Raw genomic sequence first — 13,337 nt, forward strand, 5'->3', positions numbered from 1 at the left:
AAGGCTTCCTCCTAAAAGAAAGCCTTGAATCACGTTCAATCTGATTTGAGAATCCCAAGAGTCCACACGGCCTAGTCTCTCTTCCCAGCTAATCGAAGGATCTTCTCTGATGTCCATGCCTGCCTTGTTCAAGGGCCGTCTGTCGATTCCAGTGATCGGTGCGCCACTGTTCATCATCTCCGTGCCTGATCTCGTGATCGCGCAGTGCAAGGCCGGCGTGGTCGGATCGTTTCCGTCGCTGAACGCGCGGCCGCCGGAGTTGCTCGACGAATGGCTGGGGCGCATCAAGGAAGAGCTCGCGGCCTATGACAGGGCGCATCCCGAACGGCCCTCGGCGCCGTTCGCGGTCAATCAGATCGTGCACAAGTCGAACAACCGGCTCGATCATGATCTCGCGCTTTGCGAGAAGCACAAGGTGCCGATGATCATCTCCTCGCTTGGCGCGCGCGAGGAGCTCAATCAGGCCGTGCACAATTGGGGCGGCATCGTCTTTCACGACGTGATCAATCAGAAGTTCGCCCACAAGGCGATCGAGAAGGGCGCCGACGGCCTGATCCTGGTGGCGGCCGGCGCGGGCGGCCATGCCGGCACGCTGTCGCCGTTCCCCTTCGTTGCGGAGACGCGGCAGTGGTTCGACGGTCCGATCGCGCTGTCGGGCGCGATGGGCAACGGCAAGGCGATCCGCGCCGCGCGCATCCTCGGCGCCGACTTCGCCTATATCGGCTCGGCCTTCATCGCGACGAAAGAAGCGAATGCGGTCGAAGGCTACAAGAGCATGATCACCGGCTCGGCCGCCGAAGACATCGTCTATTCCAACCTGTTCACCGGCGTGCACGGCAATTACCTGAAGCCGTCGATCGTCGCCGCCGGCATGGACCCGGACAATCTGCCGGCCTCCGATCCCTCCAAGATGAGCTTCGGCACCGACGCCTCCGGCGAGCGGGCGAAGCCGAAAGCCTGGAAGGAGATCTGGGGCTCAGGTCAGGGTGTCGGCAGCGTCGAAAAGATCGTGCCCGCCGCCGAACTGATCGCGCGCTTCAAGAAGGAATACGAGGAAGCGGTCGATCCGGCATTGTGATCCATCAATTGGCGGTCCCGGCGTTGCGCACGGGACCGCCAGTGCTTTCCTGATCAGGCAACGTCGGTGGAAAGCGAAAGGTCCCTCCACGCTTCGAAGTCGGCCTGCAGCGCCTTGATCTTCTCCTCGACCAGCCGCACGGCGTCGCTGCCAAGCAGAAGATGCGCGGGCGGATCATCCGACATCGCGACCTTCAACATCGCCTGCGCGGCCTTCGCGGGATCGCCGATCTGCTTGCCGCTATATTCCATGCGGCGCTGGCGCGCCGGGTTCATCACCTGGTCGTAGTCGGAAATCGATCGCGCCGCCCGCACCAGCGATCGTCCCGCCCAGTCGGTGCGGAAGCCGCCCGGCTCGATCGCCGTCACCTTGATGCCAAGGTCCTTCACTTCCTTGCCGACGGTCTCCGAAATCCCCTCCAGCGCGAACTTGCTGCCGTGGTAGTAGCTCAGGCCGGGAAACGTCATGATGCCGCCCATCGAGGTGACATTGAGGATGTGCCCGGAGCGCCGCTTGCGCATATAAGGCAGCACCGCCTGCATCATGGCCACCGCGCCGAACACGTTGACCTCGAACTGGTGGCGCAAATCCTCGATCGAGGACTCTTCCAGGATGCCTTCGTGGCCATAGCCGGCATTGTTCACGAGCACGTCGATCGGGCCGATGCTGCGCTCGATCTCAGCGACCGCAGGGGCGACCCTGCTGGTGTTGGCGACGTCGAGAATCACGGCGTGCGCGCCTTTGCCGAGTTTCTCGAAATTCTCCTGGTCGCTTTGCTTCCGCACGGTGCCGGCGACCGTGTGCCCTTCCCGCAGGGCAGCTTCGGCCAGTGCGCGGCCGAAGCCGGTGGAAACGCCTGTGATGAGGAATGTTTTTGCCATCTGTGATGTCCTTTCGGCCCAAATCCCGGATCACAGATAGGCGGATTGATTAATGCAACAATCGGCATAAATTGACATGACCTGATGCAGAATATCGAACAATGCTCGATGCCGGCCTTTTCGAACTGAACGCCATCGCCGCGATCGCGGCCCACCGCAGTTTCCGCGCGGCGGCCACGCATCTCGCCATCGGCCCTCAGCCATGCGGTGGCAGGGCTGGAGAAGCGGCTTGGCGTTCGCCTCATCAACCGCACGACGCGCAGCGTCTCGTTGTCGGCGGCGGGCGAGCGCTTCCTCTCACGGGTCAATCCGGCGTTGCGCGAGATCGCCGGCGCCATGGAAGACGTGAACGTCTTCCGCGACACGCCGGCGGGCGCGCTGCGCATCAGCCTGAAGGAGCGCGCCGGCCATCAGATCTTGCGGGCTGTCGTTGCAAAATTCCTGCGGCGATATCCCGACATGCAGGTCGAACTGACGATGGAGGGCCGTCACATCGACATCGTCGCGGAAGGCTTTGATGCGGGCATTCGGCTTGCCGAAGCCGTTCCGCAAGACATGGTGGCGGTCCCCTGCGGGCCGGACTCGCGTTTCCTCGTGGTAGGCGCGCCGTCCTATTTCGAACGGATGTCGGTGCCGCGCTCGCCTTCGGATCTGCTTGCGCATGAATGTGTTCGCAGGCGGATGCCCAGCGGCAAGCTGTACCGGTGGGAGTTCGAGAAGCGCGGCGAGGAGGTCGCGTTGGACGTGCCGGGCAGGCTGACGCTCGATAACGATGCCCTGATGGTCGAGTCCGCGCTGGATGGCTTCGGCCTCATTTTCGTGAGCGAGTGGTGGGTCGCCGATCATCTCGCCTGTGGCCGCTTGCGCGCGGCCCTTGAAGACTGGACGCCGCCGTTTCCCGGATTGCGCCTCTATTACCCGCGGCATCGACACATGACCGCTGGCTTGCGTGCCTTCATCGATCTGCTGCGGGAAGAACTGCCGTCGGCCGTGGCGGGAAAAGCGGGCGGAATTCCCAAGCCAGCGCAGGCTTCGAAATCGGTGCGGTCTATGCAATCGGCAAATATTCGCAAGTGAAGGCGAACGGCTTCCGCTTGTCGCCTTGGATAACCCGGCGGCGAGGGCCATCCGTGCACCGGCGCGGCGTCACGAACCCTTGATGCGGGCAGCGACCCTGTGCGACAAATACCGCCATGAGCGCCGCCGCCGTCAACGTCGTCAACCATCCGCTGGTGCAGCACAAGCTCACGCTGATGCGCGAGCGCGACCGGTCGATCAAGAGTTTCCGGGAACTCGTCAACGAGGTCGGCATGCTGCTCTGCTACGAGGTGACGCGCGACCTGCCGCTCGAACTGGTCGACATCGAGACGCCGCTGATGCCGATGAAGGCGCCGATGATCGCAGGCAAGAAATTGACCTTCGCGCCGATCCTGCGCGCCGGCGTCGGATTCCTGGACGGCATGCTCGCGCTGGTGCCGTCGGCGCGCGTGTCGCATATCGGGCTCTATCGCGATCCCGAGACGCTGGAAGCGGTGGAATATTTCTTCAAGGCGCCGCACGATCTGGCCGATCGCACCGCGATCCTGATGGACCCGATGCTGGCGACCGGCAATTCCGCCGTCGCCGGTGCGAACCTCCTGAAAAAGCGTGGCGCCCGTGACCTCCGTTTCGTCTGCCTGCTGGCCGCCCCTGAGGGCATCGCGCATTTTCAGCGGGAGCATCCCGATGTGCCGCTCTGGACCGCGGCCATCGATGAGCGGTTGAACGACCACGGCTACATCCTGCCCGGCCTCGGCGATGCCGGCGATCGCATGTTCGGCACCAAATAGGCCCAGTTATCATGGATCCCATCTTCCGCGTTGACGGCAACAAAGTCGTCACCAGCCCGGATGCCGCCGGCCCCTGGCATCCGCAGATGCAGCACGGTTCCGCGCCTGCGGCGCTGGTGGTGTGGGCCGCGGAGTCCCTGCTCACGCCGGTGCCGATGCAGATCGCGCGCGTCACCATCGATCTGATGCGGCCGGTGCCGGTCGCGCCGCTCACCATCGAGACCGAGATCTTGCGCGAGGGCCGCAAGATCCAGCTCTGCGGCGTGCGGCTCCTGGCCGAAGGCGTGCCTGTGGTCGCGGCCTCCGTGCTGCGGATCAAGTCGCAGGCGCAGGCATTGCCGCCCGATGTCGTTGACCTGCCGCTCGGGCTTCCCGGCCCCGATCAATCGATGTTCGAGCCTGCCGATAACGCCGGCAGCCCGTTCACCAGATGCATCTCGATGCGCGCCGCGCGCGGCCGCTTCGGCATGGTTGGTCCTGCCGCGATCTGGTTTCGCGTCGACCGGCCGCTGATCGCGGGATCGCCGGTGTCGCAGGCCATGCGCGCGGTGGTCGCCGCCGATTTCAGTAACGGCACCTCGTCCACGCTCGATTTCCGGGAGTGGACCTTCATCAATGCGGACCTCACCGTGAGCCTGGCGCGACAACCGGTCGGCGAGTGGATCCTGCTCGACGGCGAAAGCTGGATCGGACCTGACGGGGCAGGGCTTGCGATGTCGCGCCTCGCCGACGAGCGCGGGTATTTTGGCCGCGCCGTGCAAAGCCTGGTGATTGAGAAGCGCTAAGGTAACGCGACGAAAAATCGCTTCGTCGCCTTGGAACGCTTCGAGGCCGGGCGAGTTTGGCCCCTCGTTGAGGGCCATCATGAAGTGCGTTGATTTAGCCGCCGGCGGACTGACGCTCGCTGCCAGGCAAGCGTCAGCCGTTGGCGCTGCCTATCCTATTGCAGCCAAGTCTTTTTTAAGCCGGAGCGTGCCGTGAGGCCGGGTCCTTCCTCCGAGCGTGCGGTGGTCATTGCCTCGAGCGAGCGTGAAGCGGTCGAGACCGCCTGCCTGATCCGTGAGGCCGGCTACTATGCCAACATCTGCGGCGATCTCACCGCGCTGAGGCGCGAGATCGCAAGCGGCGCGGGGCTCGCCGTGATCGCCGATGACGCGATCGTGGGGAAGGATTTGACCAGCTTGACGCGATGGCTCAACGATCAGCCGGCATGGTCGGATTTCCCGATCGTGCTTCTGACCCAGGGCGGCAGCCCCGAGCGCGATCCCGGCGCGGTACGGCTCGGCAAGATCCTGGGCAATGTCACCTTCATCGAGCGGCCGTTTCATCCCACCACGCTTGCGAGCATCGTCGGCTCCGCAGTGCGTGGCCGACGCCGCCAGTACCAGACCCGCGCCATCCTCGAAGACCTCACCGAAAGCGAGAGCCTGCTGCAGACCGCGCTCAACGCCGGCCAGCTCGGCGCGCTGGAATTGCATTTGCCGGAATTCGAGCTGGAGGCCTCGGACATCTGCAAGACCTATTTCGGGCGCCGTACGAGCGAGCGGTTCACCTATCCGGAGCTGCTCGACGCCGTACATCCCGACGACCGCGAGCGGCGTCTCGGCGTCCTGGCGCAAAGCATCCGCACCGGCAAGCACTACGCGATCGAATACCGGGTGATCTGGCCGGACGGCTCGCAGCATTGGCTCGACGTGCGCGCCCGCGCCGTGCGGCGGCCCGATGGCAGTCTCAAATCGCTGGTCGGTGTCTGCTCCGACATCACCCTGCGCAAGACCGCCGAGATCGAGCGCGAAAACCTGCTGGCGCAGCTTGCAGCCGAGCGCACCGCGCTTTCGGAATTGACGGCGACGCTGGAGCAGCGCGTCGAGCAGCGCACCGCCGACCTCCTGAAAGAGGTCGCCGCCCGCGAAAAGGCACAGGAGCAGCTCCGCCATGCGCAGAAGATGGAGATAATCGGCCAGCTCACCGGCGGTATCGCCCATGACTTCAACAATCTCCTGATGGCGGTGATGGGCAATCTCGAACTCTTGCGCAAGCGCCTGCCGAGCGACCAGCGCCTGCATCGTCTCATCGACGGCGCAATGCAGGGGGCCGAGCGCGGCGCCTCGCTGACGCAGCGGCTGCTCGCCTTCGCCCGGCAGCAGGATCTGCGCGTGGAGCCGGTCGATCTGCGCGCGCTGATCCGGGGCATGAGCAATCTGCTCGAACGCTCGCTGGGGCCGCGGATCGCATTGCACCTCGATTTGCCCGAAGGCCTGCCGCCGGCGCGGATCGACGCCAACCAGCTCGAGCTTGCGATCCTCAATCTCGCGATCAACGCGCGCGATGCGATGTCGGATGGCGGCGCAATCGACATCAAGGTGTCGGAAAATCAGGCCGCGAAGGATCCGGCGCTCATGCCGGGCTGTTATCTCAAGCTGTCGGTGATCGATACCGGCAGTGGGATGTCGCCGGAGATCCTGAAGCGCGCGATCGAGCCGTTCTTCTCGTCAAAGCCGCTCGGCAAGGGCACCGGGCTCGGACTGTCGATGGTGCATGGGCTCGCCGTGCAACTCGGCGGCACGCTGCAGCTTTCCAGCATCGAAGGCCAGGGCACCACCGCAACGCTGATGCTGCCGGTTGCGACGGTCCTGGCGGAAGCAGCGAGCCCAGCGCCGCCGTCGCGAAAGCTCAAGCGCTCCGCGGTGATCCTGTTCGTCGACGACGATCCCTTGATCGCGATGTCGACCACGGAGATGCTGGAGGATCTCGGCCACCGCGTGATCGGCGCCACCTCAGGCCTGCACGCGCTTGACATCCTTCGCAGCGAGCAGCCGCTCGATTTGATGATGACCGATCACGTCATGCCAGGGATGACCGGGCTCGAGCTTGCCGCCGCCACGCGAAAAGTGCGCCCGTCACTGCCGATCCTGCTCGCCACCGGTTATGCCGAACTGCCCGACGGCGTGCAGGTCGACCTGCCGCGACTGGCGAAGCCCTACCACCAGGATCAGTTGCGCGACCGGCTGGACCAATTGCTGCGGTGAGCGTTACCCCAGCTCTCTCCACGTCATTGCGAGCGGAGCGAAGCAATCCATAGCGACGCACGCGGAGGCGTGGATTGCTTCGTCGCTTCGCTCCTCGCAATGACGTCGCGTAGCGATGCGGCGCACCTATCGGAGATGCTGCCGCGCGTCTCGAGCGCACGCGCGTCATCCCACCATCCGCTCGCGGCCGGTCCAGAAGCTTGCCTTCAACACCTTCTTGTCGACCTTGCCGACGCCGGTCATCGGCAATTCCTTCACGAAGCGGACCTGCTTCGGCGCATGCGCCGAGCCTTTCTTCGCTTTCACCACGTTGATCAGCTCATCCGCATCCGGCCGCGCGCCGTCGCGGGCGACGATAACAGCGGTGACCGCTTCACCCCATTTGTCGTCGGGCACGCCGACGACCGCCACCATCGCCACATCCGCATGCTGCGACAGCACGTCCTCGACCTCGCGCGGGAAGATATTGAAGCCGCCGGAGACGATCATGTCCTTCTTGCGATCGAGGATGTACATGTAGCCGCGCTCATCGGCGCGGGCGATGTCGCCGGTATGCAGCCAGCCGTTCTTGAGCGTCTCCGCTGTCGTATCGGGCCGCTTCCAGTATTCCGCCATCACATGCGGCGCGCGCACGCAGATCTCGCCAGCTTCGCCGGTTGCGACCTCCTCGTCATTGTCATCAAGGATCTTCACGTCGCAGACGGCGATCGGGAAGCCGCAGGACAGGAACAGCCCGGGCGTCTTCGGATCATGGTCGGCCTTGCGCAGCACCGAGACCGGATAGCATTCGGTCTGGCCGTAAAGCTGCGAGAACACCGGCCCGATCCGCTCGATGCCTTCGACCAGCCGGCTCGGCGACATCGCCGAGGCGCCATAAAGCAACAGTTCGAGCGAGGAGAGATCGGTCTTATCAAGCAAGGGATGATCGAGCAGCACATAGATCATGGTCGGCACGAACAGCGTGAAGTTGATCTTCTCCCGCTCGATGGTCTTGAGCACGGCCTCGGGATCGAAACCCCTCAGCATGTGCACGGTGCCGCCGCGCATCAGCGTCGGCAGCACTTTCGTTCCGGCGACATGGCTGATCGGCGCCACCGTGAGATAGCGCGGTGTGTCGGGGATTTCGAAATCGGCCAGGATCGCGCCGGCGAAGCCGCCATATTCGCGGTGATGGCGCAGCGCGCCCTTGGATTTGCCTGTCGTGCCGCCGGTATAGTTCAGCGTCGCGATGTCGTCCGGTCCGGCCAGGCAGCGCGCGATAGCGTGCCCCGCCTGCTCGATCGCCTGCAACAGGTCGATGCCGTAATCGGCGGGGCCGAGCGTGAACACGGTTTTGATATTCGTGGCTTTCGCCGCGAGATCGCCGCCGCGGTCGCGGAAGGTCGCGGCATCGATGATCAGCATCTGCGCGTCCGAATCCTCGATCTGGAATAGCTGATCGTCCAGCGATCCCAGAGGATGCAGCCAGGTGATCGCAAGTCGCGCGAGCTGCGCGGCGACGCCGGCGCACCAGGCGTCGGCGCGGTTGGCGCTCAGCAGCGCGACGCGGGTGCCGGGCGCGAAGCCGAGCCGCATGAACACGTTCTGGATCCGCCCGACCAGGTCGGTCGTGCCCCGGTAGGTGATCGATCCATCAGGCCAACTGAAGGCGGTGCGCGTGGGATAGCGTGCCAGCGCCCGCAGCGTCTGCGCGCACACCGGTGGAAACGCATGGAGCGGATCGCTCATCTCAAGAATTCCTCCCCGTCGGTTTTGTGTCTGGCATTTCTTCGTGCCAATGTTGACGATGACGCTAGCACAACAAGGAAGCGGCTCAAGCCGGGAGAGGGAAGAAACGCCTTGCCGTCGAACAACATTCGCTCGCGCTTTCGCGAACGCCTCTCGCTGCCGCTGATCGCGGCGCCGATGTTTCTGGTCTCCGGCGTCGAGCTGGTGACAGCCGCCTGCCGCAATGGCGTGATCGGCTCGTTCCCCACGGTGAATTGCCGCGAGACGGAACAGCTCGATCAGTGGCTCGCCGAGATCGAGGATCGATTGCAGCGGCATTCCGACGCCAGCGGCAACGCGGCCGCGCCGATCTGTCCGAACCTGATCGTGCACCGCTCCAACGCGCAGCTGCAGCAGGATCTGGATGTGCTGCTGCGTCACAAGCCGGAGATGGTCATCACCTCGGTCGGCTCTCCGGCGCCTGTACTGGCGCCGCTGCATGACGCCGGCGCGCTGGTGTTCGCCGACGTCGCGTCGATCCGCCACGCCGAGCGCGCGGTCGAAGCCGGCGCCGACGGATTGGTGCTGCTCACCGCGGGCGCGGGTGGGCAGACCGGCTGGCTCAATCCGTTCGTGTTCGTGCGCGCTGTCCGCGCCTTCTTCGACGGTCCGATCGTGCTCGCCGGAGGCATCTGCGATGGCCACGCGCTCCGCGCCGCCGAAGCGCTCGGCTGCGACCTCGCCTATATGGGCACCAAATTCATCGCCACGCGCGAGAGCATGGCGGATATCAGCTACAAGCAGATGCTGGTCGCAAGCGGCGCCGACGATATCCTGCTCACCACTGCCTTCACCGGCCTGCAGACCAACATGCTGCGCCCCTCGATCGAAGCTGCCGGCCTCGATCCCGACAACCTGCCGCAGCGCGGCGCCATCGACATCGGCAAGGATATCGACATCGGCGCCCGCGAAAGCCGCCCCAAGCGCTGGCGCGATATCTGGAGCGCCGGCCATTCGGTTTCCGGCGTGACGGATGTGCTCCCGGTGGATGAACTGGTGGCGAGGACGGTCGAGGAATATCGCGCCGCCCTGTAGCCCGGATGGAGCGAAAGCGTAATCCGGGATGAGGTCACCCCGCCCTCGAAACCCCGGATTGCGCTTCGCTCCATCCGGGCTACGACTAATTCGCCCCGAGATACCACTTAACCCGGCATTAACCACGTCCGCCCCAACAATAGCCGCGCAGGACAGCCCGCCGCCATGGCCAGGCTGGCGCAGGACCAAAGGGGATACGACGTGCTTCTTGAGGCCTTTCTCACCAAAACCCCCGCGACCCTTGATGAGCTTCGGACCCGCGTCCGCCACGCCTTGCAGCGCCATCCGCTCTGTCGCAACGTCGAATTCGACGTCGTCAGCATGCCTCGCACCCGCCGGACCAACTGGACCATCAGCCTGCATTCGGTATCAGGGTCCGCGCTGTTCGAGGCCCATGACATCGTCGCCGACATCCAGGAAGCCTATGAACTGGCCGCCGCGGCCTGATTTTCGCTTGTTTAAATTAGGTTTTTTCGCCTTTGCCCCGCCTTGGCGGTTCCAAGGGCATGCTAACGCCGCAATTAGCGTTCAATTTCAAGGGAAGTCCGGGCGAGATGGAGACGTCGTTGACTAGGGCCATGACCATCATCGCGCTGACCTGCTTCCTCGTGGTTGGCGCCGCCGCCACCAGCATTTTGAGCCGTGACAGCGTGCCGATGCCGCGCAGTGTCGCGGAGGAAGCCGCGCCCGTTCATCCCGTCTCCAACAAGGAGAGCAAGAAGGACCGCCTCGCGGTGGTGGCCTACGCGCTCGCCGCCTATGAGCCGCCGCCGCAGACCCCGGCGCAGGCGCAGCTTCAGGCCCAGGCCCAGGCCGCCATTCCGGATCTGACGGCCTCCCTGCGCCAAGCCTATGCCTTGGCCGAGCCGGCCGATGTCGGCCTGCCGAAATTGACCGAGCCGCCCGCGAACCAGCCTGCAGCCGCCCAGCCGGCCACGCCGGCGCCCGCGAAGCCAAAGGCTGCCGCCAAGCCCGCGCCGCAGAAGAATTACGCGCTGCTCAGCGATGCGCAGATCGCCGGCATCAAGGACCGGCTGAAGCTGACCTCGTCGCAGGAATATTACTGGCCTGCGGTCGAGACCGCGCTTCGCGCCGTCGCCCGCAAGATCCACCAGAAGCGCCAAGCTGATCCGAATGCGAACGGGATGCCGATCGATCCGGACTCCGACGAAGTGCAGCAATTGAAATCGGCGGCCATGCCGCTCCTGTTCCAGCTCCGCGAAGACCAGAAGAACGAAGTCCGCTCGCTCGCCCGCATCATCGGCCTGGAAAAAGTCGCCGCGATGATCTGAGCGGCGCGGCGCGAAAGCTTCCCACGATCCTGTCATTCCGGGGCGTCCGAAGGACGAACCCGGAATCCATCGGGCCACCTGCGTGGGCGGTGAGATGGATTCCGGGCTCGATGCTTCGCATCGCCCCGGAATGACAGGGAAGAGTCGCCCGCACAATCCGCCCGATCAATGCAGCAGGTCGTACGCCGCTACGCGATTGATGTCGGCCAGGCGACGATCGGCATTGGCCTCAAGGTCGAGGCTTCCAACCAGGTCAAGCAGGCGCTGATAGGCATGGTCCGCGACGTCAACGGGCAGAGGTTCTTCGTCGAAGGCTTCGACGTAGCCGCCAACGAGATCGCTCAGCAGCCGGCACAAAGCCTGTTGCCCGGGCTCGTCCCTCACTAACGCGTCGAGTTTTTGCTGGAAGTTTTGGAAGGTTCGCAAGCCATGGTGCTGCTGCGAGAGCCATGCATGCAAGTCGTTCATATCAGCCTCTTCATGCTACGGAAGAAGCTACCGGCTTATACACGCGGCCGGCTTCTGGCGCCATCGCGATTTTTTTGCACTGCGGCCCTTGAAGGCGGCGGAACAGGGCGACATCAATTCTCGTTGCGCCAGCCTCCCAACAGGAAAGCTTTGCGCGGTCTGCGATTTGCTCCCGCCTGCGCCTGCACGTCGGTCAGATCAACGCTGCTTCGCTTCATCAGGAGCCTGGCGATGATCCCGATGATGACGAAGGGCGTGACATAGATCACGAACACTTCGAGGGCGCGCATCGGACCGCTCCGCCTGATTGTGGACCTCGCGCATTGTAGCACAAGGCATCTTTCATGTCGGCAAGGAAGGTGCTCTGCCTACCCTAGGCCTGGGCGGAGGCGACGCATGGACTGCCTCAACGGTGCAGTGCGAAAGGTTACCCGACAGGACGACGCTGCCCCGGTTTAGTGCCGGTTCAAGCGAGCCTCCGCCCGCCACGCGTTATCGAAATTGGGCAGGCGTGCTAGTATCTCCAGTTGTTCAAGCCCAAGTCTCTTGGGTGACGTCTCTTGGGTGACGTCTGCATGCAAAGAGGAGAATTCAACTACAAGATAGAGGGAGGACAGGTCATGGCTCGCATAAGTCGGCGTGAGCTTCTTAAGCTTTCCGGCGGTGGTGCAGTTGCGGCGAGGACTGGGGGATTGGCGTCAATTCTTGCCCTGAAGCAGGCGCCCGCCTACGCACAAGCAACGACGATTCATTGGCTGCGCTGGAACGATTTCGTTCCTGCCTCGGACGAAGTGCTCCGCAAGGTGATCGTTCCCGAATGTGCCAAGGCGCTCGGCATCAAGCTCAACATCGAGATGATCAACGGCAACGACATCCAGGCGCGCACCACCTCGGCGATCCAGTCCGGCACCGGACCGGACGTGATCTGCGCGCTCAACAACTGGGCGCAGCTCTATCCCGAGAGCGTCATCGACGTCAGCGATGTGGCGGAGGAGATCGGCAAGGCGCAGGGCGGCTTCTACGAGGAATCGCGCGTCGTCGCCAATGACGGCAAGAAATGGATCGCGGTCCCCTGGTGCGTGCTCGGCGCGCAACTGGCGTACCGCAAGTCCTGGTTCGCGGAGATCGGGTACGAGGCGCCAAAGTTCCCGCAAACCTGGGAGGAATATCGCGAGGCCGGCAAGAAGCTGAAGGCGAAGGGCCGGCCCCTGGGGCAGACGGTCGGCCACAGCTTCGGCGATCCGCCGACCTATGCCTATCCGTATCTTTGGTCATGGGGCGGCAAGGAGGTCGAAGCGGACGGCAAGACGGTGACGCTGAACTCCAAGGCGACGGTCGATTCCGTCAAGTTCGCCGTAGGCTTCTGGAACGACGCATATGACGAGGGTGGGCTCGCCTGGGACGACACCAGCAACAACCGGGCCTTCCTCGCAGGCACGATCAGCTCCACGTTGAACGGCGCCTCGATCTACATCGAGGCCAAGCGCAAGCCCCAGGTCTATCTTACCGAAACCGGCACGCCGATGTGGCAGGACATCCTGCACGCGCCGCTGCCTAGGGGCGCCGCCGGCCAGTTCGGCTATCATTTGCCGATGTCGAACATGCTGATGAAGTATGTGAAGGACCAGAAGGCCGGCAAGGAGTTCCTGCGCTGGATCACCTCGAAGCCGGTCTATCAGGCGTGGTTCGATTCGCAGCAGGGCTACTCCGTCGGGGCGACCACGGTTTGGGAGCAGGATAAGCTCTGGGAGAACGACCCCGTGATGCTGCCCTTCCGGACGGCGGCGCGGGCCGGACGTTTCCCCGGCTACGCCGGGCCGGCCGACCGCCACGCAGCCGAGGTGCTCAGCAAGTACATCATGGTCGACATGACGGCAAAGGCGATACAGGGCATGCCGGCGCAGGACGCGGTGAAATGGGCGCACGACGAGGTCGCAAGGATTTATGCCGCTTGAAGC

General features: G+C 64.2%; 13 protein-coding genes. 9 read left to right on the forward strand and 4 right to left on the reverse strand.

All coding sequences use genetic code 11. The annotated features are described in order from the left end of the window. The first annotated feature begins 109 nt into the window (after positions 1–109). Positions 110–1,078 carry a nitronate monooxygenase family protein gene (locus tag AAFX91_RS18450; RefSeq protein WP_130577463.1) on the forward strand — a complete coding sequence of 323 codons (969 nt, stop codon included), beginning with the start codon at positions 110–112 and terminating at the stop codon, positions 1,076–1,078. A 53-nt stretch (positions 1,079–1,131) separates the two neighbouring features. On the opposite strand, the gene AAFX91_RS18455 is transcribed toward AAFX91_RS18450, so the two are convergent. Continuing rightward, entirely contained in the window at positions 1,132–1,959 is an 828-nt protein-coding gene (locus tag AAFX91_RS18455; protein ID WP_394567348.1) for an oxidoreductase, read from the reverse strand. Positions 1,960–2,166: 207 nt separating this feature from the next. Between AAFX91_RS18455 and AAFX91_RS18460 the strand changes: the two genes are divergently transcribed. The 4 genes from AAFX91_RS18460 (at position 2,167) to AAFX91_RS18475 (ending at position 6,817) form a co-directional block, all read left to right on the forward strand. Next, a complete protein-coding gene (locus AAFX91_RS18460) occupies positions 2,167–3,036 on the forward strand; it encodes a LysR substrate-binding domain-containing protein (RefSeq protein WP_394567349.1) in 870 nt (289 codons plus the stop codon). A gap of 116 nt (positions 3,037–3,152) precedes the next feature. Beyond that, positions 3,153–3,788 (forward strand): uracil phosphoribosyltransferase, encoded by a 636-nt coding sequence (gene upp, locus AAFX91_RS18465; protein WP_130577466.1) that lies wholly within the window; start codon positions 3,153–3,155, stop codon positions 3,786–3,788. Between the two features lie 11 nt (positions 3,789–3,799). Beyond that, positions 3,800–4,573 carry a thioesterase family protein gene (locus AAFX91_RS18470; RefSeq protein WP_394567350.1) on the forward strand — a complete coding sequence of 258 codons (774 nt, stop codon included), beginning with the start codon at positions 3,800–3,802 and terminating at the stop codon, positions 4,571–4,573. Between the two features lie 192 nt (positions 4,574–4,765). Further along, positions 4,766–6,817: an ATP-binding protein gene (locus AAFX91_RS18475; protein WP_394567351.1), complete on the forward strand. Its 2,052-nt coding sequence runs from the start codon at positions 4,766–4,768 to the stop codon at positions 6,815–6,817. Between the two features lie 165 nt (positions 6,818–6,982). On the opposite strand, the gene AAFX91_RS18480 is transcribed toward AAFX91_RS18475, so the two are convergent. Beyond that, positions 6,983–8,545 carry an AMP-binding protein gene (locus tag AAFX91_RS18480; protein WP_394567352.1) on the reverse strand — a complete coding sequence of 521 codons (1,563 nt, stop codon included), beginning with the start codon at positions 8,543–8,545 and terminating at the stop codon, positions 6,983–6,985. 111 nt (positions 8,546–8,656) lie between these two features. Between AAFX91_RS18480 and AAFX91_RS18485 the strand changes: the two genes are divergently transcribed. The 3 genes from AAFX91_RS18485 to AAFX91_RS18495 all read left to right on the forward strand — a co-directional run bounded on the left by AAFX91_RS18485 (position 8,657) and on the right by AAFX91_RS18495 (position 10,911). After that, the gene (locus AAFX91_RS18485; RefSeq protein WP_394567353.1) at positions 8,657–9,619 is read left to right on the forward strand and encodes an NAD(P)H-dependent flavin oxidoreductase; all 963 of its coding nucleotides are present in this window, start codon (positions 8,657–8,659) and stop codon (positions 9,617–9,619) included. Positions 9,620–9,784: 165 nt separating this feature from the next. Then, the gene (locus AAFX91_RS18490) at positions 9,785–10,066 is read left to right on the forward strand and encodes a hypothetical protein (protein WP_394567354.1); all 282 of its coding nucleotides are present in this window, start codon (positions 9,785–9,787) and stop codon (positions 10,064–10,066) included. Positions 10,067–10,185: 119 nt separating this feature from the next. Next, on the forward strand, positions 10,186–10,911 hold the full coding sequence (locus AAFX91_RS18495) for a hypothetical protein (RefSeq protein ID WP_394567355.1): 726 nt from the start codon (positions 10,186–10,188) through the stop codon (positions 10,909–10,911). Positions 10,912–11,076: 165 nt separating this feature from the next. Here the strand turns inward: AAFX91_RS18495 and AAFX91_RS18500 are convergent, their stop codons facing one another. Both AAFX91_RS18500 and AAFX91_RS18505 read right to left on the reverse strand, forming a co-directional pair. Further along, positions 11,077–11,379 carry a hypothetical protein gene (locus tag AAFX91_RS18500; RefSeq protein WP_130577471.1) on the reverse strand — a complete coding sequence of 101 codons (303 nt, stop codon included), beginning with the start codon at positions 11,377–11,379 and terminating at the stop codon, positions 11,077–11,079. A 113-nt stretch (positions 11,380–11,492) separates the two neighbouring features. Beyond that, on the reverse strand, positions 11,493–11,669 hold the full coding sequence (locus AAFX91_RS18505; RefSeq protein ID WP_394567356.1) for a hypothetical protein: 177 nt from the start codon (positions 11,667–11,669) through the stop codon (positions 11,493–11,495). Positions 11,670–12,071: 402 nt separating this feature from the next. Between AAFX91_RS18505 and AAFX91_RS18510 the strand changes: the two genes are divergently transcribed. Next, a complete protein-coding gene (locus AAFX91_RS18510) occupies positions 12,072–13,334 on the forward strand; it encodes an ABC transporter substrate-binding protein (RefSeq protein WP_394567357.1) in 1,263 nt (420 codons plus the stop codon). Positions 13,335–13,337: the final 3 nt, after the last annotated feature.

This window comes from Bradyrhizobium sp. 31Argb, from assembly GCF_043638955.1.
Classification (GTDB): Bacteria; Pseudomonadota; Alphaproteobacteria; order Rhizobiales; family Xanthobacteraceae; genus Bradyrhizobium.

Coding starts and splice junctions, on each gene's coding strand:
- AAFX91_RS18450 (WP_130577463.1), top strand. CDS start 110: ATGTCCATGCCTGCCTTGTTCAAGGGCCGTCTGTCGATTCCAGTGATC.
- AAFX91_RS18455 (WP_394567348.1), bottom strand. CDS start 1,959: ATGGCAAAAACATTCCTCATCACAGGCGTTTCCACCGGCTTCGGCCGC.
- upp (WP_130577466.1), top strand. CDS start 3,153: ATGAGCGCCGCCGCCGTCAACGTCGTCAACCATCCGCTGGTGCAGCAC.
- AAFX91_RS18470 (WP_394567350.1), top strand. CDS start 3,800: ATGGATCCCATCTTCCGCGTTGACGGCAACAAAGTCGTCACCAGCCCG.
- AAFX91_RS18480 (WP_394567352.1), bottom strand. CDS start 8,545: ATGAGCGATCCGCTCCATGCGTTTCCACCGGTGTGCGCGCAGACGCTG.
- AAFX91_RS18490 (WP_394567354.1), top strand. CDS start 9,785: ATGGCCAGGCTGGCGCAGGACCAAAGGGGATACGACGTGCTTCTTGAG.
- AAFX91_RS18500 (WP_130577471.1), bottom strand. CDS start 11,379: ATGAACGACTTGCATGCATGGCTCTCGCAGCAGCACCATGGCTTGCGA.
- AAFX91_RS18505 (WP_394567356.1), bottom strand. CDS start 11,669: ATGCGCGCCCTCGAAGTGTTCGTGATCTATGTCACGCCCTTCGTCATC.